The sequence below is a fragment of the Methanoculleus sediminis genome, assembly GCF_001017125.1.
GTDB classification, from domain to species: Archaea; Halobacteriota; Methanomicrobia; order Methanomicrobiales; family Methanoculleaceae; genus Methanoculleus; species Methanoculleus sediminis.
In genome coordinates this window covers 92,515-116,360 of record NZ_JXOJ01000001.1, presented here as the reverse complement: position 1 = coordinate 116,360, position 23,846 = coordinate 92,515, and the positions used below count along the sequence as shown (strand labels likewise).

Here is a 23,846-nt window from a genome sequence, read left to right as displayed (position 1 = left end):
CCCGTCGCAACTCGAAGACCTTCGGGTTTCTCATGCTCCGGCCCTTCGGCCCGTCGCAACCCGCACAGCCTGCTCGGCTGCATACCCGATCCCGACCGCGATGATCGGGATCATGAGGTAGCGAAGCCCGATCTCTCCCATGTAGGTGCCGGCATCCATCCCCGAGAGGGGCAGGAGGATGATAGTGTCGAGCGCCCAGTTGATCAGGAGCCATATCCCGCCGAGCAGGGCGCCTTCCCGGACGAAGCGGTCCCGCACGCCTCTGAAGTAGACCAGAATGAGGAAAGTCCCGAGCGCAGCCGAGAAGACGAGCAGAACCGACTTGATCAGGAAGATGTCGTAGAGCGGAACACCCTCCGGTGAATAGAGGGAGATCGAGAGGACGAAGGGGAGGAGCCAGGTGAGGATACCGAAACCGACGAGCTTAACGTGTTTTCCCGCATCCATGCTGGAGAATTGCACCTCGACGTAATATACGGATCGGAAATGCACCGGGGTACCGGGGGGCGCAACGGTTTTTCCGGGAGAGAGGTATGAACACCTGCACGGTCGGGAAGATTTATTGTATTGTGGGGGAGAATGCAATCGGCAATCGGGCCGCTGCCGTTGCTCCGGTTTCGGCCGTTATACGCGGAAATCAACCGGTTGAGAGTAAATCTCGACGATTAAACCCACCAGGAGCGGTATTGCACGAACCCCCCGTAGACAGGGTTATCGCAGCGTGTAGCGGGTCCCGTCCCGTATCAACCCCGGGGTGCGCATGAACAACGAGTCCCAGCCGATCAACCTCTACCTCACGCTTGGAAAGGTGGGAGTATTCTCATTCGTCCTGATGAGTGTCTACCAGTCCATGAAGGACTACCTCTATCCGGACATGACGCTCGCGGAGTCCCACATGCACACCGTCCTCTTCACCACCCTGCTGGCCGTGACCGCCGCTTACTTTGTCTTTCGCAAACAGCGGGCTCTCCTCGCGATGCTGGTCGCCGAAGCAAACGAGCGCAGGGTGACCGGTGAGGCCCTGCAAAAGAGCGAGGAGAAGTTCCGCTCCATCGTGGAGATGGCAAACGAGGGCATCCTCCAGATAGACAGCCGCTACATGACCACCTACGCCAACCGCACAATGGCCGACATGCTCGGTTATTCGGTAGAGAGGATGCTCGGTCGACCGCTAACCGACTTCCTGTTCGTCGAGGAACTCGACGCGCACCGGGATCGCATGGTGGCGAGAGAACAGGGTCTTGGCGCCAGGTACGAGTGCCGCCTCAGGCACAGGGACGGCAGCGCGCGATGGGTGCTGGTCTCCGCAACCGCCAGGAAGGACGAGGACGGCAGGTTCGCCGGATCGTTTGCCATGTACACCGATATCACCGAACGAAAGCAGACAGAGGAAGCGCTCCAGCGCCACACAGAAGACCTTGCCCGGCTCCACCGGGAACTCGACAGTGCGAACCGCGAGGCGAACCTCTACCTGGACATCCTCACGCACGACATCCGCAACACCGAGAACGTCGCGAACCTCTATACCGATCTGCTCATCGAGACCCTGGACGGCGATTCACGGACGTACGTGGAGAAACTCCAGCGGAGTATCAGAAAGAGCATCGAGATCCTGGGTAATGTCTCGACGATCCGGCGGATCCACCAGCCGTCCGCCGGGCACAAGCACGTGGACCTGGACGCGGTTATCCACGACGAGATCGCGCAGTTCCCCGAAACCGCCATCCGCTACGTTCCGACCGACCGTCAGGTGCTGGCCGACGATCTCCTCTCCGAGGTCTTTTCTAACCTCATCGGCAACGCAGTCAAGTTCGGCGGGCCCGGTGTCGAGATTACCGTCCGGGTGGAAGACGAAGACGGGTTCGTCCGGGTCTCGGTCGAGGACACCGGCCCGGGGGTCCCGGACGATCAGAAGCGCGAGATCTTCCACCGCTACGAGAAGAGGAGGAGAGGCGTCGGCGAAGGGCTCGGCCTCTTCCTCGTGCAGGTGCTCATCGAACGTTACGGCGGCCGGATCTGGGTGGAGGATCGGGTGCCGGGCACCACGGAGAAAGGGGCAGCGTTCCGGTTCACGCTGCAAAAAGCCGTCCGGGACGAACCGGGGGCTCCAGCCGATGGCGACGTGCAGGGGTGCAGGGTTCCCCTGATCGGTTGAGAGATGCAGGGGGCCGGGCCGGCAGGTCCCTACTTCCCCGTCAGCCTCTTTATCCTCGCGAGCGGCGATGCGCGGTCGAGGAACCTGGAGACGAAGACGGCAAACTCTTCGTCCCAGCACTCCGCACCGGCCTTCACCGTCCAGCCCTGCTTCATCGAGCGGCGGACGTGCTTGCCGAGCGCCACGTCAAAGACCGTCTTCGACCGCAGGAGGTCGACGGCCCGGGTGAACCGGCGCGGGAGTTCGACCACGTAGCGGCCGTCCTCCACGTAGGGGCCGGCGAGGACCTCCTCCCGGACGTACTTCTCGAGGAACTTCTCGGCGTTCTCCCGTGTCGAGAGCGGCGGGCCGATATGCCGGCGCATCACCGGGACGGTCTCGGCCATCAGCTCCAAGAGGAGCATGGACCGCTCTTTCCCCATGCAGACATCGATACGGTTGACCGGGAACCCGCTCCGCTCGAGGAGTTCCCGGATCGACTCGGCGGATTTCCTGAGCTGGGGGACCACCGTATCGGGGGTGTAGTCCGGCGTCGCAAACGTGAAGGAGAAGAGATGCGTCCCCCGCGCGGAGAGGAGACGGGCGAAGACCTCCCGGGTGAGCGGCGGCGACGGCGGCCTGCAGAAGAACGCTTCCGACGGCTCGGCGAGGTAGCCGCGGGCGAGTTCCACGAACTCGAACATCCGCGAGAGCGAGAGCGCCGCCGCCACGTTCCTTTCCGGGTCTACGGGATCGATGACGACGAGCGGATCCTCGAACTCCTTCGCCCCGTGCCCCTCGATGTCGATAACCTCCCCGGGCCTCCAGCAGGCGGCGGCGCGAAGAAGTGGGTGGAACCCCCCGTAGTGGATCGTCAGGATCTCGCAGAGGTAGCCGGAGAACCCTTCGGTCATGTGATCCGAGCCGTAGACCCCGCCCGACTTCGTGAACTGTTTGAAGAGGAGGACGTCGTCGGCATAGCCGCCGATGTGGCCGAGGATATAGCGGGTGTGAAACGGCGTCCGGTCCACGGCGCTCTTGATCTCGGTGGCGCTCGCGACGGCGTAGCAGGGGACGAGATCGATGTCCAGCGAATCGATCGTCGCGTTGACGTAGGGGTGCTCCGCGTACTTCTCGCGCCAGGTCGCACCGAACTCCTCCGCGATCCGGTGCGCGAGGGCCAACCCCTGCTCCTGCAGCTCCTCCCGGGAGAGAGCGGGGTCAAAGAGCATGAAGACGTCGAGATCCCGGTCGCCCCGGACGAAGGTGTCGCGGGCGACCGAGCCCACCATCATCGCCTTCGCCTTTCCCGAACGCTCCACCGCCTCGATCAGTCGTTCTCCCATCGCACGGACGTAAGTCCGCTCTTCGGGCGTGGGGCGGATCCTGTTGAGCACCTCTTCCTCGCAGGGGCACCGGGTCAAAACGCGACCTCCGCAAGATCTTCGTAGATCGAACCGCGGGGCGTCAGCGTGCTCTTCTTGAGTTTGATGCCTGTCACCCGGCAGGTCCCGAGCGGTTCGCGCGGGGTGCATTCCACTTCCCGGCATTGCGAAGGGTGGAACTCTTTTACCCGGGCAAGGGTCACATGGGGGCGGAAAGGACGTGTCTCCCGGGAGAACCCGAGCGGCGCAAGGAGAGCATCCACCTGCCGGGCGAGGGCGGCGCTCTCCCCGCCGTCCATGACATCGCACCAGATCACCCGCGGCTTCCGCGCCGGATTGCAGACCGCGTACCCGACCGTCAGGCTGAAGGGGTCGGCCCGGACAGCCCGGAGCGCCTCGACGACCGGATCGACCTGCGCCGGATCGATCTCCCCGAGGAACTTCACCGTGAGATGGAGGTTTGCGGGGTCGACGATCGCGAGCCGCCCGGACGAGCGTCTCAGGAGCTCCTGGGACTCACGGGCGCGCTCCCGGATCTCCTCCGGCAGATCGATTGCAACGAACGTCCTGACCATACTACCGTACTATCGTGCTTCACCCTACAAAATGGTGATTGTCCGGCGGAGGCTCGAGCGTCGGAACAGAGCGCAGGGCGGCTCGGGTGTCCGGGCGGCGGGGGTTTTTGGGTATCCGCACCGGGGACGCGGGAATACGCACCGGGATGAGAAGCAGCGCTCCGCATAGAATGAGATCTGTTATAACCGTGCAAAACGAAAACATAGTGACCGAATCATCCGGGGGTATTACCATTTCCGATACAACGCAATTCACCGTATACACACTGGAATTCTGCCCGAATTGCGAAATACTCAAAGAGTTCCTGGCCTCCAGGGGCGTCCCTTTCGCTGAATGCGACATGGCGTCGGCCGAAGCGCTGACCGAACTCCGCATAAACGGCGTATTCGTTCAGGAAGCACCGGTCCTGCAGAAGGGCGACGCATTCTATACATCCGCTGATCTCTTCAGCGGGGGCGCGTTCCAGGAAGACCTTGTCGCCGACCTGATCGCGGGGGCATGAGGTTGACGCGCAAGTCGACGCAGGCGACTCTATTTGGGGAGTTCGTTCCGACGTTCCCGAAGGTCCGGACCTCCCGCGGCTACCTCCTCGACTGGAACCGGAACCGGATCGTCAAGCAGATCCTGGAGGAGAGCCGGCTTGTCGAGGTCTTCTACGGCTACGAGGGAGCCGATGAGGAGACGGCGAAGGATATCGCCCGGCGGGTCGAGAGGAAGATCCAGATGCTGGGCCTCCAGTCGCTCTCCGGCCCCCTGATCCGCGAGATCGTCAACATGACGCTCCTTGAGCGCGGCCTCGTCCCCTACCGCAACGTCTGCACCCGGGTGGGAACCCCGGTCTTCGACGCGCACCTCATCGACGTGGGGCGTGGGTTCGAGGCGCACGACAACGCCAACCTCCAGGAGAACGCCGAGACATCCCACAAGAAGAAGGCGGACAAGATCAGCAAGGAGCAGTATCTCCTGCAACTCCCCCCGGATCTCGCAGATCACCACCTCCGCGGCGATCTCCACGTCCACGACCTGGAATACTTCGGAACCCGCCCGTTCTGCCAGGATTGGGACCTGCGCTACTTCTTTTACTACGGCCTGATGCCTGACGGGAACGGGACGAAGGCCTCGGTCGCCGGCCCCGCGAAGAGGGCCGAGGTAGCGGCCCTCCACGCGGTCAAGGCGCTCGGCTCCGCCCAGACGAACTTCGCCGGCGGCCAGGGCTACTACAATTTCCTCACGTTCATGGCGCCCTTCTTCGAGGGGATGGACTACGAGGAGATCAAGCAGTTGATGCAGATGTTCGTCTACGAGATGACCCAGATGATGGTCGCACGCGGCGGCCAGGTGGTCTTCTCGTCGGTCCAGCTCTCTCCGGGCGTCCCGAACCTCTGGCGGGACAAGCCCTGTGTCTACCGCGGCAAGGTCTGGAACGGAGAACAGGCGCCGCTCCGGACCTACGGTGAATTCGAGCGGGAGGTCCGGCTCCTCTTCAAGGCGCTGATGGAGGTGATGCTCGAGGGGGACTATTGGGGCAAGCCCTTCTCCTTCCCGAAACCCGAGATCAGCATCGAGCCCGACTTCCTCGACGAGGACGAGGAGTTCAACCGCGAGCACCCGGATCTTCCCACCTACCAGGACCTCTACCTGATGACGTTCGAACTCGCGTCGAAGTACGGCACGCCCTACTACGACAACCAGATCCCCGGCTACCGGGGCGCCGGAGAAGGGATCTCGTGCTATCAATGCTGTGCCTACCAGTTCTCATCCCTCGCCGACGAGGACGACGAGTTCGAGGACAAACTCTACTTCCGGGAGGGGAAGCACTTCTCGATGGGCTCCTGGCAGGTGATGTCCATCAACTGCCCGCGGGCGGCATACAAGGCGGAGGGCGACCAGGAACGGCTCTTTGCCGAGTTGAAATCGCTCATGGACATCGCCGTCGAACTCTTCCGGATCAAGCGCCGCTGGATGTCGCTGATCCGGACGAACGGCAGGATGCCGTTTGCGATGCAGCGCCCGAAGGACCCGAACACCGGCGAGCGCGGTGCGGTCGCCGTGGACCTCGAAGGGCTCGTCTATACCATCGGCGTGGTCGGGGTCAACGAGATGGTGCAGCACTTCACCGGCCACCAGCTCCACGAGTCGAAGGACGCGTTCCGTCTCGCCGTTCGGGCGATGACCGAACTCGAGATGTACGCCCGCGAACTTTCACAGAAGCACAACATGACGATCGCCCTCGCCCGCACCCCGGCGGAGACGACCGGCCAGCGGTTCGCGGTCGCCGACCTCCTCGACGAGCGGTTCAGGGACCACGCGATCCGGGTCATCAAGGGCAACGCCGAGCAGGCGCTCGATATGCTCGGCACGACGCTCGATCTCCCCATCTACTACACCAACGGGACGCACGTCACCCCGGGAGCCCCGGTCACGCTCACGAAACGGATCGAGATCGAGCACGTCTTCTTCCCGGTCGTCGACGGAGGGAACATCTTCCATATCTGGCTCGGTGAGGCGCGCCCCGACCCCCGCGGGCTGATGGAGATGGCGATGAACCTCTGCCGGACGACCCAGATCGGCTACTTCGCCTTCACCCGCGACCTGACGGTCTCCCTGAAGGAGTACCGGGAACTGAAACCGGCGCGCCCCGACACGGGGAAGACGGCCGGCATCTCCCCGGCGGCCGACCGGGCGGATGCCTGACCGGGATCATACCATTTTCGGACCCCGGACAAAATCTCCTCTATTGACAACCGATGCTACGGGAGGTGTGAAGCACACCTTCAGGGCCACCCGTTGTTATCCCTTGCACCATCACCTCACGCGAAGGCGCGAAGAACGCGAAGGTCGGTAGCCGGGTATGCAACTCCCTTCGCACTTCGCGGCTTCGCGTTCTTCGCGTGAGCTCGTGTGAAGCATCTCGATAGCACCTTTTTTGGTTTTGCGGGGAGATTCAGATATGGACCGCCCGCCATGGGGCTACGGCGGCATATGAGGCCACATATGATCGATCTGACGACTCCGCTCCTTGCGATCGACGTCGGCAGGGGCACCCAGGACATCCTGGTCTACGAGCCCGGCCGGCCGGTCGAGAACAGCATCAAACTGGTTCTCCCCTCCCCGACCGTGGTGACGGCGGCGAAGATCCGGGAGGCGACCCGGACGAAACTCCCGGTCTTTCTGGACGGCTGCCTGATGGGCGGCGGCGCGAACACCGGCGCGATACGAAAGCACCTGGCGGCAGGCCTTCCGGTCTACGCCACGCCGGAAGCTGCTCTGACCCTCCACGACGACCCGGAACGGGTAAGAGGTCTCGGCGTCGAGATCCGCACCGCCCCTCCGGAGGATGATGCGGTGAGGATTCGCACCACCGACTACATGGAGCCGGAACTCCGCGGAGCTCTCTCCCTCTTCGGCGTCGGCTACCCGGAGAACGTGGCGATAGCGGTCCAGGACCACGGCTACTCCCCGCACCGGAGCAACCGCATCCACCGGTTCGAACTGATGCGGGAGCGGCTGAACGCCGGGGACTGGGATCTCCTCTCGCTCGCGAGCGACCCGCCGCTCGCCGATATGACCCGGATGCAGGCCGTCCTGCGCCAGGCGCCGGGGGCGTTCGTCTCCGATACCGGGCCGGCCGCCCTCATCGGGGCGCTCTGCGACCCGCAGGTTCGGCGCATGGCAAAGACCGGGGTGACCCTCGTCAACGCCGGGAACGGGCACACCCTCTGCTTCACCCTGAAAGGACGGGAGATTCACGGCCTCTTCGAGCATCACACCGGCGCGCTCGAGCCTGCGAAACTGCAGGACTACATCAGGCGGCTCGCCGACGGCACCCTGACGTCGGAAGAGGTCTTCGACGACGGCGGTCACGGAGCGGCGGTCAGCAAACCCCTTGCAACCGACGCCGTGGCGGTCACCGGCCCGAACCGGCTCCGGCTGCTTCCGGAGGCTTACCAGGCGGCACCCTTCGGGGACATGATGCTCTCGGGGTGTTTCGGGCTCGCGTATCTCTGGAAGGTCTTCAGGGAGAGGTGAAACTCCTCTCCTCACCACGGGCCCGGGCACCGTCACCCGGGTTCATCATGGCGCGGGCAATACCCTGTCGGAGTCCGGGCGGGCGCTGATCGGGAAGAGCACCAGAGAGGCGAGCGAACCGTTATCCATGGCAATGCTGGATCACCGGTCAACTTCTAAAACCATGTTCACGGTCTCCTGCGTGCCGTAATCGCCCTCGCCGTATCGTTCCAGATACTCCCCGTAATAATCGGATGGAACAAAATCCTTGCGCCGCCGAAAGCCGCACTTTTCGTACGCCCTCGCGGCACGGGCATTTTGCAGCCACGGACGGACGATGAACGTTCGTATGCCGTGCTCTTCGACCAGCCGGTCTATCAGCATTGCTATCACGGCAGGACCGATGCCTTTTCCGGTATACTTTGTTGAGCGGAGCCACATGTCGAGCTCCAGATTTTCGATCCGCCCGTTGTTGCAGGTATGCGAGATCGTCCCGATGATCTCACCCCGGTATTGGATCAGGAGATATTTGCTCTTCCCGGGCACGCTGCCGAAGAAGTGATCCTCTTCGTCCCTCAACTCCGACCAATCAAAATCGTCCTTCTTTGCCAGCATGGACTGCCAGATCTCCGGCTCCTCAAAGGCCATCTCATAGATGAAGCGCCGGTCCGAAGGTTCGGCATACAGCAGCGTAATCCCATCTTTTTCGATGTAGATCTGCCGGTTCGCTCTGTCTTTCTCCGTCATATGGCCATATTCTATTCATGGCAACGAACGGAATATATCTTACTGCTGTAAGAGGGCGGGCGGGGGATCTTTCGGTTATTCCGGGTACGATCCGGGTCTGCATGGTTCTTCTGTGAAAAGAGAAGGGTTGTGGGCCTGTGGGGGACGTCGCAGTCCGCACCTTCGGTGCTCATGCTCCGGCCCTCCGGCCCGTCGCTGCTCGAAAACGCTGCGCGTTTTCTCGAGCTCCGGCCCTCCGGCCCGTCGCTCACCCGAACAGCCCCCGGAAGAACTCCAGGATCCGGTCGAAGAACGACGACTGCGATCCGGCAGACCGCTCCGTCCCGGAACCCTCTTCGGCGGCATAGATGGCCGCTATCTCTTCAAGGCCGAGACCCTGCATGGCCTCGAGGTGCCCGACCGCCGCGGCGACGATCGTGTCGTGATCGACGCCCCGCGCCCACGCCCCGGTCATCGTCTCCGACGGGCGGAGCGTCGAGTTCCCGGTGCCAAGAAGCGCGTAGAGTTCGGGGAGGGAAGACGCTTCCGCCGTCTCCGCACCCCCGTCGCGCCGGATAGCGAGCACCGGATCGGAGAAGCCCGCCGAAGGCACCTCCTGATCGCCGGCAAGCGCGTACGCCTGGAAGGCGAAGATGTTCGGGTTCGACGTCAGGTTGGTGACCAGCCGCTCCTCGGGGAGAGTGAGGTTCGCAAGCGTCAGCCTCCCGGTGCGGGTGACGACCGAGAACTCCCAGACGCCGCGTTCTCCGTCCCCGAGAGTCCGGAACTCGCGTGTCCGGGTGATCTCGTAGACCCCGGTCTCGTCCGGGGGCGGCACCAGAACGACGTAGGCAGGGTTCTCCTCCGTGATCGTCACGTTCCTGGCCTCGACCGTCACGGTGACGGTGAATCTCTCCCCCTCGAATACCGCCCGCGGATGCCGGCCGCCCAGAAGCATCGGCGTGTCGAGGAGCCAGTCGAGGTTCGCGATCTCCACCCCGCTCCGGGTGAGGGCGACGTCTTCGGGCGTCCGGTCGAGGAGCACCCCGATACCCCTGACGAAGAGGCCGTCGCGTGGTGCGGCGACACCGGACAGTGTCCCGGTCTCATCCTCCCCGGCAGTGTACGGCGAGCCGGGGTTGACGATCCGGTGACCGCTCTGGACCAGCGGGCGGTCGCTGGAATAGTGCGCTTTCGCCATCGTCGCGCTCGGCCGCGGTGGGGCAAACCGCTCGAGAGTCGGTATCGGGTTCGTATCTTCCTCGTCCTCCTCGTCGTCGGAGTCGTCGACGTATTCGGTGGTATTTGTTGCATTCAGGGACGGCTCTTCCACCGGTGTCTCCTCCGTCTCCGCATCGACGGTCTCGTTGCCGGTTTCAACCGTCTCCCCGGTAAAACCCGACGGGGTCGTTATAACCGGGGAAGGTGTGGAGGTTGCCGGCGTCGTCTCGGTCGGCTCCGGGATCTCCGGCTCCTCTTCGGCTGGAGGCGTGGTCTCTCCGGTTATCAGAATCTCGGGCTCCTTCTGTGCTGCGGTCTTCTCCTCCGTCTCTTCAGGTGTGACCGGCACTTTATTAACGGCGGGCTTCTCGTCCGATGCATCGGGGGTGCCGTTCTCGTCGGAGCCGGGGAGAGCGGACGACAGGGGAGCGGAGATGCCGATACAGAGCGCCAGAACCACGGTAGCGAGGAGAAGAAACCTCAACGGTGCCACCCTCCGGCGTCCGGGAACTCCACGAACGCGGTTCGCCGGTTCTGCCGCAGGTGGCGCGGGCTTCACTATCCGGGCGGGAACTCCGTTCATGGGAGTCTCATGGAGCGCATACCGGTATAAATAATTTCCGGGTAGGAGCGCGCTCGAAACCTCCCCCACAAATCGCCCCCGGGAGAACTGGCCGGGGGATCACACCTGCCGCCCCGGGACGCTCATCGTCGGGGACGTTGCCGGACTACTTTAAGAAAAAGGTGTTCAGGCGGTCTCGTTCTGCATCAGCTGGACATCGGCGATGTCGTGCTGGCGCTGTGCGAGAACTTTTGCCTTGAAGATATTCTTCCCCGCTTTGCCGATGGCAAGACCCCGGTCCTCGTCCCGAACCTCGATAAGGGCGATCTGCTGATCCTCCTCGTTCGTGTCGAAGTCGATACCGGTGACCTGGGCAGGCAGGAAGCAGTTCCGGAGGAACTGGCCCGGGTCTGCGGAGTACTCCACGACCTCGATGCGCTTCCCCATCACGTCGGATGCCTTCTTGATGCTCGACCCGCTCTTGCCGATAGCGAGCCCCATGTCGCCGGGATTGATCACGAAGATGATCCGCTCGTTGCGGTTATCGACGATGCAATCGCGGCTGCCTGCGCCGGTAAGACTCTCAAACTGGGAGATGAGGCGCATGCACTCCTCAGTCAGCGTGACCTGTGGCATCGTCTACACTCTCGCAGCATTCAGGATATCGGATTCGCCTGGCTCGACTACGGCGAGCGCACTGACGACGTACGGCATGCCGCAGGCTTTGCCGAGCTGGACACTCGAGCCTTCGTAGACGTAGACAGGGATATCGATCTCATTCACGAGATTTTTAACGGATTCCGGGCTGTTCCTGGCCACTACAACAAGTTTGGCCTTACCTTCTTTGATGGATTCCTGGGTCTTGTTCCGACCCAGAAACACGGTACCAGTCTTCACGGCTTTGCGTAGTGAAGCATTAAAGTCCATTATGATTTCTCCTAGATTTTCAGGTTTATGGGTTTTGCGATGAGTTTCACATCACCGGTGCCAAGCTGGATAGGCTGGCCCACGATCACGTTCTCGGTGACGCCGTTTAGTTCGTCCACCTCGTTCGCGATTGCAGCATCCAGCAGATGGTTGACCGTCACTTCGAATGCAGCCCGGGAAAGGACACTCTCCTTCTCGCCGGCAATACCGTGCCGGCCGATCTGCTTGACCTCACCCTCCATGCACATCATATCCGCGACGAGCATGATATGACGGACATCGACGCCGATACCCTGTTCGTTCAGGGTGCTTAAGGCCTCCTGGATGATTGCATTCCGGCCGGCCTCGATACCGAGCACATCGGCGATCTCGCTGATGTTGTTGCTCCGGGTGCGGGAGGTATCGACTCCTTCGACTTCGAAGACATCTTTTAGGTTGGAGCCCTCAGTATAAAGGATATACTCTCCGCCTTCCTTTCTGACGACGACCCGCTCGATATCGTCGATACCCTGGACGATGACGTGCCTGACGTGTTCCGCGAGCTGGAAGAGGTTCTGGTAGCTCTCCCGGTTCTTCGGAGTGAACGTGAGCGCGGCCCTTTTCGGGTCACCCTCGACATCAAAGTCGCGGAAGTGCCGCTTTTCACGCATCTTCCTCGGCCCTGCCTCGAGGATCTCGTCGATCGAGATCTTGCGCCGGTCGCAGACCGCCTTGTTCAACATGACGAGGACCTGCATATTCTCCATGTCGATGGTGATATCCCCGAACTCGTGGAGCGGCGCGGCCTCGATCTGCCAGCTCACCTCGCGGGCGCGGTCGCGGTTGAACGCCCAGTCGTCCAGCAAGTGGACCGCCATCGTGGGGGTGCTCGGCTCGCGCCGGGCGTCCATGATCTCGATCAGGCGGGGGAGACCGAGGGTAACGTTGATCTCGGCCACACCCGCGTAGTGGAACGTACGCATCGTCATCTGGGTGCCGGGCTCGCCGATCGACTGCGCCGCCACGACGCCGACCGCCTCGCAGGGCTCGATCCGGCTCTTCTGGTACTCCGAAAAGACCATCTCGAGGATCTGCTCGAACTGCTCCTCGGTGACATCCTGATCCGCAAGACTCACTTTGAGGTCTTCCCGCGTCCGGTAAGGCAGATCGAGGGAATCGATCCGCTGCTCCATATCGCTGTTCATTTGACCTCCTCCTTTAGCACGCTCTCGATGATACCCTTCACGTCCACCGGGGCGCCGTAGCTGCTCCTTCCGGGGTCGGTTCCGTCCTCGCCGTAGCGGAACTGGATGATCCGACCACCCGTCGTCCGGACGGTGCCGTCGTACGCCACCTTGAGGTCCTGCAGGGCGTTGATCATCCGCCGCTGGAGGTACCCGCTCTGCGACGTCCTGACCGCAGTGTCCACAAGACCCTCACGCCCACCGATGGCGTGGAAGAAGAACTCGGTGGGAGAGAGACCGCTCTTGTAACTGTTGGTGATGAACCCGTGCGCCTCGGCGCCGCGCTCGTTCCGCCTGAAGTGCGGCAACGTCCTGTCCTCGTAGCCACGCATGATTCGCTCGCCACGGACCGACTGCTGTCCGAGACACCCGGCCATCTGCGTCAGGTTCAGCATCGACCCACGCGCACCGGAGACCGCCATTACCACGGCGCTGTTGTCCATCCCGAGGTGCCGGCCGGCAATCTCACCGGTGCGGTCACGGGCCTTGCCGAGCACCTGCATGATCTGCATCTCGAGCGTCTCTTCAAGCGTCCGCCCGGGCATCGGCTCGAGCTGGCCCTCGTTGTAGATCTTGATCCGGCGGTCGACATCGCTGATGGCGCCATCGAGCACCTCGTCGATCTGGCCGTACTCGGTCTTGGTCAGGTCTTCGTCGTCGATACCGAACGAGAACCCTTCGAGCATGATGCCGCGGATCGAGAGCTTCGTCACGTCGTCGATGAACCGGGCAGCCCGCTTCATGCCGTGCTGCCTGATGATCCGGTGCAGGATCTGGCCGTCGAACGCACCGATCCCCTTCTTGTCGATGGTGCCGGAGATCAGGTTCCCGTTGACGATCCGGATGAACGCGTCGTTCTCGCACATCCCGCGCCGGCAGGTCTCGCAGTTCTGGCACGACGAGGCCTTGAAGACCATGTTCAGGTTGTCGGGGAGGACAAGCGAGAAAACCTGCTTGTTCGTCCAGAGGGGGTTGCCGTTCTCGTCTATCCGGTCCGGCTCGGGCAGGTGCTCGACATCCAGGTGCTGGGTGAGGTAGAGCACCTCGTCCTTGCTGAAGTGGCGGACGGTATGCGTCAGGAGGAAGATACCCGAGATGTGGTCGTGGATACCCCCGATGATCGGGCCGCCGGTCCTCGGCGAGAGGATGTTCGACGAGACCGAGACCAGGATCTCGGCTTCGGCCCGCGCCTCCTCGGTCTGCGGGATATGCAGGTTCATCTCGTCGCCGTCGAAGTCGGCGTTGTAGGGGGGACAGACCGCCGGGTTCAGCCGGAACGTCTTCCCGTCCATCACGACGACCCGGTGGGCCATGATGCTCATCCGGTGCAGCGAGGGCTGCCGGTTGAAGAGGACGATGTCGTTACCCTTTAACTGCCGCTCCACCGTCCAGCCCGGCTCGATCATCTCCGCGACCGTCTCAAGGTTCGCTTCGGAGAGACGCATTCTCCGGTTGTCCGGCCGGATGGCGTAGTTTGCGCCGCAGGGCGACCGGATGGTGGGACGCTCGGGACCATTCAGGACATACTGCCGCATCTCCTCGATGTTGAACTGGGTCACCCGGATCGGAAGCGTCATCTCGTTCGCGATGGCGAGCGGTATCCCCACCTCGCCGATCGAGAGGTTCGGGTCGGGGGAGATCACAGTACGGGCCGAGAAGTTGACGCGCTTACCCGAGAGCGAGCCACGGAAACGGCCTTCTTTCCCCTTGAGACGCTGTGACAGGGTCTTCAAGGGCCGACCGCTCCGGTGCCGGGCGGGCGGGCACCCCGCCACCTCGTTGTCGAGGTAGGTGGTGACGTGGTACTGCAGGAGTTCCCAGAGGTCCTCGATGATCAGCTGGGGCGCACCGGCGTCCTGGTTCTCCTTGAACCGCTGGTTGATCCTGATGATGTCCACGAGTTTGTGGGTCAGGTCGTCCTCGGACCGCTGCCCGTTCTCGAGGATGATCGAGGGGCGCATCGTGACCGGCGGGACCGGGAGGACGGTGAGGATCGTCCATTCCGGGCGCGCGACGTCCGGGTTGACCCCGAGAGCCCGGAGATCTTCGTCCGGGATCCGCTCGAGGCGTGCCCGGATATCGGCCGGGGTCAGCTTGTGCTCGACTTTGCGCCCGTCTTCCACGAAGACCTCGGAGAAGGTGGTGGGTTTCTCGAAGTTGATCTTGAGCTGCTGCTCCCCGCAGTGGGGGCAGACCCGCTCTTTCTTGATGTCTTTCTCGGAGACGATCTCGCCCGCGAGCTCGCTGTCCTCGTGGCCGACGATCTTCTCGACCTCTTCGGCCGTCATCAGCAGCCGGGAACACGACCTGCAGGTTACCCGCAGCAGTTTCCGGATCAGCCGGGTGTAGCCGACGTGGATGACGGGCTTCGCGAGCTCGATGTGCCCGAAGTGGCCCGGACAGTCGGCCGCTTTCTGGTCGCAGGTCTTGCACCGGAGACCGGGGTCGATGACGCCGAGGTTCAGGTCCATCAGGCCCTGCGGGTAGGGAAACCCGTCGTCGTCGTAGGTGTCCGCCCAGATGATCTTTCGAACACTCATCTTGCGGATCTCCTTCGGGGAGAAGAGCCCGAACTCGATCCTTCCAACACGTTTTGGACTGGTCATAGTTTGATTGCGCCCCCTCTCTTACACCATATCGTCGAGTCTCAGGCGGGGAGCGATGCCCATGCTCTTCATCTCGTCGAGGAGGAGCTTGAAGGCGTAGCTCATCTCGACTGGGTAGATATCGGTCTCACTGCCGCAGGCAAGACACCGCGTCACCTTCCTCTTCCGGTCGACCATCGCCACCATACCGCACTTCGCGCAGACCCACTGGGTCACCTTGTCCGACTCGTCGAGCAGCCGCTCTTTCAGGGCCATCGCCGCGCCGTGGCCGATCATCACGTCCCGCTCCATCTCACCGAACCGGAGACCACCCTCGCGGGCACGTCCTTCGGTCGGCTGGCGGGTGAGCACCTGCACGGGGCCGCGCGACCGCGCGTGCATCTTGCTCGAGACCATGTGGTAGAGCTTCTGGTAGTAGATGACGCCGATGTAGATATCGGCCGCGAACTGCCGGCCGGTGATGCCGTCGTACATGACTTCGCGCCCGTTGTGCGAAAAGCCGAGTTCTTTGAGCGAACTCCGCAGAGCCGTCTCGCGCTCGCCGCGGAACGCGGTCGCGTCGATCCGGTGCCCCTCGAGCGAGCCGACCTTGCCGCCCAGCATCTCGAGCATATGCCCGATGGTCATACGGCTCGGGACGGCGTGGGGGTTGATGATCAGGTCGGGCGTCATGCCCGACTCGGTGAACGGCATATCCGCCGAAGGCTGAATCAGCCCGATGACGCCCTTCTGCCCGTGCCGGGACGCGAACTTGTCGCCGATCTCCGGCACCCGGAGGTCGCGGGTCCGGACCTTCACCAGACGCGAGGAGTTCTCGCCCTCGGTGATGATGACGGTGTCCACGATGCCGTGCTCGTTGCTCCGCATCGTGACCGAGGTGTCGCGCCTCTTTTCGACGGCGATGAGCTCGCTCGTCGGCTCTTCGAGGAACCGGGGCGGAGAAGTCTTCCCGATCAGCACGTCCTTCTCGCGGACGACCGTCTCGGGATTGATGACGCCGTCGATGTCCAGGTTCGCGTAGAACTCGGCACCGTGCGCGCCGGAGACCTCTTCGTCCGGGATCTCGATCCGGTCGACCTGGCCGCCGGGGTATCGCCGCTCTTCGCCGTCGTAGGTGCGGAAGAAGTGCGAACGTCCGAGGCCGCGGTCGATGGATGCCTTGTTGATGATGAGCGCATCCTCAATGTTGAACCCTTCATACGAGATGATGGCGACGACGAAGTTCTGGCCCGCGGGCCGATCGTCGGAGCCGATCACGTCGGATGTCTGGGTGAAGGTGAGCGGCTTCTGGCCGTAGTGGAGCATGTGCCCCCGGGTGTCGGGGCGGAGTTTCATGTTCGATGCCCCGAAGCCGAGCGCCTGCTTGACCATCCCGGCGCCCATGGTGACACGGGGACTGGCATTGTGCTCGGGGAACGGGACGTGCGCCGCACCGATACCCAGGATGAGCGAGGGATCGATCTCGAGATGCGTGTGCTCGGGAGTGAGGTCCGCCTCATTGATGGCGATGAAGAGGTCTTCCTCCTCTTCGGCGTCGACGAACTCGATCGCGCCCTTCCGCACCACGTCCTCGAAGATTGTCTCGCCGTTTCGGAGACGCTCGATGTCGTCGTCGGTTACCTGCGGCACACCGTCCCTGACCACGATCAGCGGCCGGCGTGCCCTGCCGCGATCGGTATGGATGATGACGTCGTTGTTGAATTCCTTGTAGGATACGTTGACCTCGGAGGAGATCTCGCCGCGCCGGCGCATTTCGCGCATCCGCTCGACCAGTTCCCGCGGGTCGTCCACAAGCCCGATAAGGGCTCCGTCGACGAAGACACGTGACTGTCTCATGCCGTCTCTCTCCGGAGGGCGATGACACCCATATCGTACAGAATGTTCTTCACTTCCTCTTCGTTGATTACGCCCTTGCTGATCTCGACCATCTGGGCGAAGTTCTTCACCAGTCCACAATTCGGACCCTCAGGTGTCTCGCTCGGACAGATCCGCCCCCACTGGGTGGGGTGCAGGTCACGGGCCTCGAAGTGAGGCTGCGAGCGGGAGAGCGGGGAGATCACACGGCGAAGGTGCGAGAGCACCGCCATGTGATCCACCCGGTCGAGGAGCTGCGAGACGCCGGTGCGCCCGCCCACCCAGTTGCCGGTGGCAAGCGGGTGCAGCAGCCGCTCGGTCAGGACGTCCGCGCGCACGGCGGTCCCGATCGAGAGATCGCGGTGACGCATGCTGGCGCGCTCGAGCTGGTACTTCACGTCGCGCGTCAAACGATTGAGCGAGATCCGGAAGAGATCTTCCATCAGGTCGCCGGCAAGTTTCAACCGCTTGTTCGAGTAATGGTCCTTGTCGTCGATCCGGCGCCGATCGAGCACCAGGTCGAAACAGGCCTCGGCCATGCGGCCGAGGAAGTGCGCCTTTGCGAGGCGGACGCCCTCGACCGCCGTCCGGTATCCGGGATCCTCCTCTTTCAAGCCCACCGGCATCAGGTAGTTCAAGTGCGGCAGGAGGTAGTTGTCGAGGACGAACTCCGCACGTTTCCGCTGGTAGTCCCGCGTCTGGTTGGGTGCGAGCTTCTTGCCCACATACATGACGCCGTCGTCGACGGTGTCGCACTCGCTCTCTTCCAGGTTCTGCATCATGAAGGTGAGGATCTCCTCGTCGGTCGAGACCGCCTCAACGATGTCGTGGTCGCCCTGCAGCCCCAGCGACCGCATCAGGTCGACGAAGCGGAGGTGCCCGGCGACCGAGGGGAACGAGACCTCGAGCAGGTTCTTCCTGTTCCGCTCGACGATCACGAGCGCGCGGTAGCCCCGGTACTGCGAGAAGACCTTCGCTACGTAGATCCGCTCGTTGTAGCGCTCGGTGAACTCGGTCATGATCTTGTTCGAGGCGAGATCCTCGAGCGTCATCAGCACCCGTTCCGTACCGTTGACGACGAAGTAGCCGCCGGGATCGAGGGGATCTTCGCCGTGCTCGATCCGCTCGGCGTCGCTCATGTTGTAGAGGTTGCAGGCGGCCGAGCCCACCATCACCGGCAACTGCCCGATGATGGTGACGATCGGGTCCTGCGCTTCTTCGCCCTGGACAAGCGTCATCTCGAGTTGAATGGGCGCCGCATAGGTGAGGTTTCTCAGGCGCGCCTCGCTCGGGAAGAGTTCGGACTGCGATCCGTCCGCCTCACGGACAAGAGGTTTCTTCACCTCGACCTTGCCCAGTTCAACCCATACGGCCTCCTTTCCCTTCCCGCGGGTCTCGATATCGGTCTCGATGATGCGCTGCTCGTCGACGACTTTCTGAAGGTTGTGCAGGAGGAAATTGTTATAAGAGTCTAACTGGTGGCGCGCTACGTGCTCCCGCGCAAAATATGCTCTCGACAAAACACTTCTGTCTAACAGATGGATCAGCTCCCGGCCTCTGAATTTATTTCTTCGGTCTCTTCACAACGAGCCTGTAGGCTTCGGCTCTGCCCGCGGTGCGACTGTCGCGAATGATCCGGATGACGTTCCCGACCTCGCCACCGATAGTCTTCACTGCAGGATCGTCGTGGTAGATTTTCGGCAATTGCTCTAGAGTTATATGGTACGTCGCAAGAAGGTCGGCGACCTCTTCTTCGCCCATAATTTGATGGTCCGGAACCATCTCATGGTTGAGTACGTCGAGTGTTGTGCCCATCACCTACACCTCACCGACGAAAAAGTTGCGTATCAGATACATCACCTTGTTAAAATCCATAGACATCGCCCATGGCAACGGGCCCAAGGGGATTTGAACCCCCGACCACCTGGTTAAAAGCCAGGCGCTCTACCTAACTGAGCTATAGGCCCCGCGCGTACTGCCATCCAGCATTATTACAATGCGAGAATAGTATAAATAACTTACTTGCAGGCGTATCATATCATTCGCAGTCTAACGATATAAACCTTTCAATTATCAACCCACTGCAGACTTACCGGAATGTTTAATGCTCCTCGGACATCCCGTCTATATACGTATTTCCCGGATCAGGGTGCCCCATGATTCCCTCCAAATCTCATGCAGACAAGGCCATATCCGCCATATCATGGGTAACGCTGGGCATCTACCTGCTCATCGCCGCCTCGCTCTCCCTGCTCGCGATCTTCTCGTTCTACGACGTCATCCTCCAGGTAGCAGTGCTCATCCACGCCGAAGACATGACGCAGGGGATACTCGGGGTGCTGCACGCGCTCCTTCTGACCCTCATCATCGTTGAGATTCTGGAGACGGTGACGGCGTATTTCAGGACAAACAGAGTGCTCGTGACGCCGATCCTGATTGCAGGCATCACCGCAATGGTGCGGCGAGTGCTGACTTTCGGGGTCGAACCCCTCGAACCCGTCGATATCGGGATGACGCTCGCGGCGATCCTCGTGCTGACGATCGCGATCGTCTATATCGGGAAGCAGGAACGCGCAGATAGCAACTAGGGGCAAGAAGGAGCAGGGATCCGAAGCGATACCGGACGGGGCGTCAAAACGCTGATTTTGGAAGCGAGAACGTTCAGCGCGCTACGAAAAAATCTTCAAACTGGGTGCGAACCTGATTCAGCCGTTCTTCCTGAATCTTGATGCTCGCCGCCATGCTCTTTATGGCCCTCGTGATGTCCTCGCCCATGCCCGCCCGGGCATCCTTGATGCTGTAGGTCGTCTCAAGGATCTTTAAGAGGCGGCGGTTGATATCGACGCTTTTTGCGAGACGCTCGTACTCGCCGACGATCTGCGGGTCCACACCGGCTTCGCGCGCCCGCTCGATGTCGGCGGCGATGGAGTACCGGCGCGCCAGCACGTGCTCGATGGCCTCGTAGAGCTGGTGATGGGTGGTGGGCTTGAGGATATAGTCCTCGATATAGGAGCCGTATTCGTTCGCCTCCTCGGGCGTGAGAGGTTTGGCGGTCAGCATGAGGACCGGGATATCCCGCGTTGCGGGGTTGGCCTTGATCCGTTCGAGTGTCTCCCAGCCGTCCATCGGCTCCATCATGATGTCCAGAAGCACCAGGTCGGGAGGGGTCGCATTCAGGGCCTCAAGACACTCCTCGCCACTGAAGGCGGTGATCGGCCGATAGCCGCCACGCTCCAGCATGGTAACAAAAACATCGACGATCATGGGGCTATCGTCGACAACCAGTATCGTATACATCATGCCACCTCTCCAATCCCGACTGCTATGTCCAATAACTGTCTCTGTACGGTTGGTAGATCCGCTGACTTATCAATTACCGCCGCGATCAGGGCGGCCTCCCCGACACTCACGATGAGGATTGTAGCGTCGGCCGAGGCAACGGCGACCAGGAACGGTCGCTCTACATCGACGCTGCCGCAGGCCGCCTCTGCCGATGCGAGGATCGTTGCACACATTGCTGCGAAAAGCGACGATGTAAGGTCACCTTCCGGGAAGTGTTTACCCAAAATTCTGCCATCACTGGATACGAGAGCGCATGCGGCAACACCGACAACGGACCGGACCTCATCGATGTGCCTTTGGGCACTCTCTTCCATGAAGGGATGACGGCTCATCAGATTAACCCCGAGATATCTCACTGAGGTATCTGCGTCGCATCATATATGAATATCGAATCTGCATTGCATCGAACCGATTTGCCAACTCGCTTTTACCACGCTCAATAGGGAATCGCAGCCCCTGAAACGAAGAACTCCTGTTGCCGCAACTCGACCGGCCCACGATATAATCGTGAAATCCGGTCATAAAAAAGGTTCCAGACATTTTCCATTCGGGCTTTTCCGAGAAAAAGTATTTCCATCTTCAAAAAGTGCATTTATCTCCTCCAATCAGGAGGGGCAAATAAATAAGTTTATGTCTGAAAACTACGATCTATCCTTGAGACGGTTTTGGATGATCAGGGCCTACACTATCGCCTCCGGAAAAGGGGGGACCGGGAAGACGACCGTCACCGCAAACCTGGGAACAGCACTGGCTCAGCATGGCAGGGAGACGTGTATCGTCGATACGGATGTCGGGATGGCCAATCTCGGGCTGGTATTGGGGCTTGCAGAGACCCCGATCACGCTCCACGAGGTTCTGGCAGGGACGGCGTCAATCCAGGATGCGATGTACGAGGGGCCGTACGGTCTCAAGGTTGTACCCAGCGGCCTCTCGCTCCAGGGGTTCCAGAACGCGAACCCGGAGCGGCTTAGAGACGTGATGTGCGATCTCACCGACCGTTGTGATTTCCTGCTTCTCGATGCACCCGCCGGTATCGGCACGGACGGAGTCGTACCGCTCACCGTGGCAGACGAGGTCTTGCTGGTCGTGAACCCCGAGATCTCTTCGATCGTAGATGCTCTGAAGATCAAGATCCTGACGGAGACAGTCGGCGGTACCATCGGGGGGGCTATCCTCAACCGGGCGATACTGGAAGAGACCGACATGAACCGGAGAAAGATCGAGAAGACCCTCGGCGTATCGATCATCGATACGGTGCCCGAAGACGCAAACGTACGAAGGGCTGCAGCGGCAAAGACACCGGTCGTCGTCAAATCACCAGGATCCGAATCATCGAAAGCGTTCAGAAGAATTGCAGCCACGTTGGCGGGCATCCCCGTTCTGGAGGAGCCGCACAAGGTGCAGGAAGGATTTGTTGAGCGGTTCGCCCGCGCACTATTCAGGAGAGAACCATGATGACTATGGATATTAACGCAATCATGATAGTCCTGCTCTCGGTAACCATCGTTTGCCTGCTGTTTATCATGTACGTGATGTACGTGCGCATCCAGCAGCTTCTCAAAGAGGTCGAGTCATTGACCGGCAGAATGGAGATCACCGGCAGCGAACTGGAACAACTGACAAGAAGCGTCGAGGAGTATAAGAACGCCCGCGGATAGAGATTCTACCCCGCCTCCGCAAAGCGAAGATATATGTGTAATTCGAACATATCTAATAAGGAAGGGGCCATAGGGTAGCCTGGCCATCCTAGGAGACTGGGGGTCTTCTGACCTGCGTTCAAATCGCAGTGGCCCCATCAAACCATTTTTTCTCTGTTCCCGACAGAGTTATCCGTAGCATGAAGTTGACTGCAAGCTGCACGGATTGCCTGATCAGCCGGGTCGAATACGAGAGCCGGCTCTGCATCGACGATCCCCTGCGCGTCTCCGAGATCGTCGATGCGTGCCGGGACCTTCTCCGACGCATCATCGCCGACCCGGTGCCCGCACCCGTCATCGCGAGCCGGGTGCACCGGCTCGCCTACCGGATGATCGGCGACGACGACCCCTACCGGTCATTGAAGAAGGGCAACAATGAGGACGCAGCGGCGGTCTGCCGGAAGGTGCGTGGCGATCTTTCGACGTTCCGCGACCTTGCGCTTGCATCGGTCATCGGGAACACGCTGGACTACGGTTCGAAAGCCCATACCGTCACCGACAACTTCGTCGAGTTCTTCCGCCGGGAGTTTGCGGCGGGGCTGACCATCGACGACACCGCCGGGATCGAGGGGCACGCCTCCCGGGTGGTCTACCTCGCAGACAACTGCGGAGAGATCGTCTTTGATGCCCTTTTCGCCGATTACCTCAAGAAAAGCGGGTCGCACGTCACCTTCGCCGTCCGGGGCGCCCCGATCTTAAACGACGCAACGATGGAGGATGCCGTGGCGCTCGGGCTCGACCGCCGGGTCGACCTGCTCACCCCCAACACGGACGGAGTCGCCGAACTCGGGCTCAACCGCGAGCTTGCCCCGCCGGCGCTTGCCGATGCTCTCGATCGCGCGACGCTCGTCATCGCGAAGGGCATGGCCAACTACGAGTCGCTCTCCGAAGATCGCGACCTCCCTCCCGTCGCCTACCTGATGTCGGTGAAATGCAGCCCGATCGGCGCGGATATCGGCATCCCGGTCGGTTCACGGGTTGCCCTCCTTCGTGAGTAAACCGGCGCGGGTGCCTGTTCAACCACGGGAGGTACCGCCCGCAGGCCGTGAATATATAACCATTTCGGCAGCATATTTCCGGAATATGCATCCTTCTCCCGGTTAAGGAAAGCGTATGAAACCCGGCTTTGGCATTTCGGGAATTATATTCATTTAGATATTTATTGGAAAATAATATATAATTGGTTGAATAGATACTGGAGCGGGGAACTACCACACCCAGCAATCACCAGTCATTCAATTCCATCAGCAATCACCACAGCCAACTACACCACCAACGATGTAAGGGTTCGGTTCGGGGGCACCCGATGCCTCTGGACCAGCGCTCAGCAACCACAAGCGAGATTACACCGGACTATGAAGCCTTCGGGTGTGGCCCCCCACCTCATTCCGTGAGGCCAACCCCACCTCACCTTTTTACTGCCTGCATCGTCCGCGACCCGGGACGAAGCGGTTTTTCCGGGGAAGGCGATACGATCTCACATGAAGAGCAACGGACCGAAGGTGCGAATGCCGACCGGCGGGAGGTTGAGCACCGAAGGTGCGAATGCCGACCGGCGGGAGGTTGAGCACCGAAGGTGCGAATG

Annotated in this window: 22 protein-coding genes and 2 tRNA genes; 9 read left to right on the top strand and 15 right to left on the bottom strand. The window is 61.4% G+C overall.

What is annotated here, in order from left to right; translation table 11 throughout:
* Nucleotides 1-30: 30 nt before the first annotated feature.
* Nucleotides 31-447, bottom strand: coding sequence for a hypothetical protein (locus tag SZ63_RS00600; protein WP_048180702.1), 417 nt, complete (start codon nt 445-447; stop codon nt 31-33).
* A gap of 313 nt (nt 448-760) precedes the next feature.
* On the opposite strand from SZ63_RS00600, the gene SZ63_RS13130 reads away from it, so the two are divergent.
* On the top strand, nt 761-2,155 hold the full coding sequence (locus SZ63_RS13130) for a PAS domain S-box protein (RefSeq protein ID WP_052959018.1): 1,395 nt from the start codon (nt 761-763) through the stop codon (nt 2,153-2,155).
* A 29-nt stretch (nt 2,156-2,184) separates the two neighbouring features.
* Here SZ63_RS13130 and cca read toward each other — a convergent pair whose 3' ends face one another.
* Nucleotides 2,185-3,558, bottom strand: a complete 1,374-nt coding sequence (gene cca, locus SZ63_RS00590; protein WP_048179526.1) for a CCA tRNA nucleotidyltransferase — start codon at nt 3,556-3,558, stop codon at nt 2,185-2,187.
* Nucleotides 3,555-4,094: an RNA 2',3'-cyclic phosphodiesterase gene (gene thpR / locus SZ63_RS00585; protein WP_048179525.1), complete on the bottom strand. Its 540-nt coding sequence runs from the start codon at nt 4,092-4,094 to the stop codon at nt 3,555-3,557. Before thpR ends, cca begins: the two co-directional genes overlap by 4 nt.
* Before the next feature lie 188 nt (nt 4,095-4,282).
* Here thpR and SZ63_RS00580 point away from each other — a divergent pair, with 188 nt between their 5' ends.
* The 3 genes from SZ63_RS00580 to SZ63_RS00570 all read left to right on the top strand — a co-directional run bounded on the left by SZ63_RS00580 (nt 4,283) and on the right by SZ63_RS00570 (nt 8,124).
* Nucleotides 4,283-4,597, top strand: coding sequence for a glutaredoxin family protein (locus SZ63_RS00580; protein ID WP_394298766.1), 315 nt, complete (start codon nt 4,283-4,285; stop codon nt 4,595-4,597).
* Nucleotides 4,594-6,789: an anaerobic ribonucleoside-triphosphate reductase gene (gene nrdD, locus SZ63_RS00575; protein ID WP_048179522.1), complete on the top strand. Its 2,196-nt coding sequence runs from the start codon at nt 4,594-4,596 to the stop codon at nt 6,787-6,789. The genes SZ63_RS00580 and nrdD overlap by 4 nt, the downstream gene beginning before the upstream one ends.
* Nucleotides 6,790-7,089: 300 nt before the next feature.
* On the top strand, nt 7,090-8,124 hold the full coding sequence (locus tag SZ63_RS00570; protein ID WP_048179521.1) for a DUF1786 domain-containing protein: 1,035 nt from the start codon (nt 7,090-7,092) through the stop codon (nt 8,122-8,124).
* Between the two features lie 141 nt (nt 8,125-8,265).
* On the opposite strand, the gene SZ63_RS12310 is transcribed toward SZ63_RS00570, so the two are convergent.
* The 10 genes from SZ63_RS12310 to SZ63_RS00520 form a co-directional block, all read right to left on the bottom strand.
* On the bottom strand, nt 8,266-8,850 hold the full coding sequence (locus SZ63_RS12310; protein ID WP_052959016.1) for a GNAT family N-acetyltransferase: 585 nt from the start codon (nt 8,848-8,850) through the stop codon (nt 8,266-8,268).
* A gap of 247 nt (nt 8,851-9,097) precedes the next feature.
* Complete coding sequence (locus tag SZ63_RS00560) at nt 9,098-10,543, bottom strand: hypothetical protein (protein WP_241481203.1); 1,446 nt, start codon at nt 10,541-10,543, stop codon at nt 9,098-9,100.
* Between the two features lie 255 nt (nt 10,544-10,798).
* A complete protein-coding gene (locus SZ63_RS00555) occupies nt 10,799-11,248 on the bottom strand; it encodes a NusA-like transcription termination signal-binding factor (protein WP_048179516.1) in 450 nt (149 codons plus the stop codon).
* A gap of 3 nt (nt 11,249-11,251) precedes the next feature.
* Nucleotides 11,252-11,539, bottom strand: a complete 288-nt coding sequence (locus SZ63_RS00550) for a 50S ribosomal protein L30e (protein ID WP_048179514.1) — start codon at nt 11,537-11,539, stop codon at nt 11,252-11,254.
* Nucleotides 11,540-11,550: 11 nt separating this feature from the next.
* Entirely contained in the window at nt 11,551-12,711 is a 1,161-nt protein-coding gene (gene rpoA2, locus SZ63_RS00545) for a DNA-directed RNA polymerase subunit A'' (protein WP_394298768.1), read from the bottom strand.
* Between the two features lie 8 nt (nt 12,712-12,719).
* Complete coding sequence (locus SZ63_RS00540) at nt 12,720-15,368, bottom strand: DNA-directed RNA polymerase subunit A' (RefSeq protein ID WP_048179509.1); 2,649 nt, start codon at nt 15,366-15,368, stop codon at nt 12,720-12,722.
* Nucleotides 15,369-15,389: 21 nt separating this feature from the next.
* Nucleotides 15,390-17,204 (bottom strand): DNA-directed RNA polymerase subunit B, encoded by a 1,815-nt coding sequence (gene rpoB / locus SZ63_RS00535; RefSeq protein ID WP_048179507.1) that lies wholly within the window; start codon nt 17,202-17,204, stop codon nt 15,390-15,392.
* Complete coding sequence (locus SZ63_RS00530) at nt 17,201-18,742, bottom strand: DNA-directed RNA polymerase subunit B'' (protein WP_048179504.1); 1,542 nt, start codon at nt 18,740-18,742, stop codon at nt 17,201-17,203. Before SZ63_RS00530 ends, rpoB begins: the two co-directional genes overlap by 4 nt.
* 43 nt (nt 18,743-18,785) lie before the next feature.
* Entirely contained in the window at nt 18,786-19,037 is a 252-nt protein-coding gene (locus tag SZ63_RS00525; protein WP_048179501.1) for a DNA-directed RNA polymerase subunit H, read from the bottom strand.
* 78 nt (nt 19,038-19,115) lie between these two features.
* A tRNA-Lys gene (locus SZ63_RS00520) sits at nt 19,116-19,189 on the bottom strand.
* Nucleotides 19,190-19,378: 189 nt separating this feature from the next.
* Between SZ63_RS00520 and SZ63_RS00515 the strand changes: the two genes are divergently transcribed.
* Nucleotides 19,379-19,810 (top strand): phosphate-starvation-inducible PsiE family protein, encoded by a 432-nt coding sequence (locus tag SZ63_RS00515; protein ID WP_048179499.1) that lies wholly within the window; start codon nt 19,379-19,381, stop codon nt 19,808-19,810.
* Between the two features lie 73 nt (nt 19,811-19,883).
* On the opposite strand, the gene SZ63_RS00510 is transcribed toward SZ63_RS00515, so the two are convergent.
* Nucleotides 19,884-20,519, bottom strand: a complete 636-nt coding sequence (locus tag SZ63_RS00510) for a response regulator (protein ID WP_048179494.1) — start codon at nt 20,517-20,519, stop codon at nt 19,884-19,886.
* Nucleotides 20,519-20,920, bottom strand: coding sequence for a roadblock/LC7 domain-containing protein (locus SZ63_RS00505; protein WP_241481202.1), 402 nt, complete (start codon nt 20,918-20,920; stop codon nt 20,519-20,521). Before SZ63_RS00505 ends, SZ63_RS00510 begins: the two co-directional genes overlap by 1 nt.
* Before the next feature lie 313 nt (nt 20,921-21,233).
* Between SZ63_RS00505 and minD the strand changes: the two genes are divergently transcribed.
* The 4 genes from minD to SZ63_RS00485 all read left to right on the top strand — a co-directional run bounded on the left by minD (nt 21,234) and on the right by SZ63_RS00485 (nt 23,259).
* Nucleotides 21,234-22,019, top strand: a complete 786-nt coding sequence (gene minD / locus SZ63_RS00500; protein WP_048179488.1) for a cell division ATPase MinD — start codon at nt 21,234-21,236, stop codon at nt 22,017-22,019.
* Nucleotides 22,016-22,222, top strand: a complete 207-nt coding sequence (locus SZ63_RS00495; protein WP_241481201.1) for a hypothetical protein — start codon at nt 22,016-22,018, stop codon at nt 22,220-22,222. The genes minD and SZ63_RS00495 overlap by 4 nt, the downstream gene beginning before the upstream one ends.
* Nucleotides 22,223-22,285: 63 nt before the next feature.
* Nucleotides 22,286-22,359, top strand: a tRNA-Pro gene (locus tag SZ63_RS00490).
* Between the two features lie 42 nt (nt 22,360-22,401).
* The gene (locus tag SZ63_RS00485) at nt 22,402-23,259 is read left to right on the top strand and encodes a damage-control phosphatase ARMT1 family protein (RefSeq protein WP_048179485.1); all 858 of its coding nucleotides are present in this window, start codon (nt 22,402-22,404) and stop codon (nt 23,257-23,259) included.
* Nucleotides 23,260-23,846: the final 587 nt, after the last annotated feature.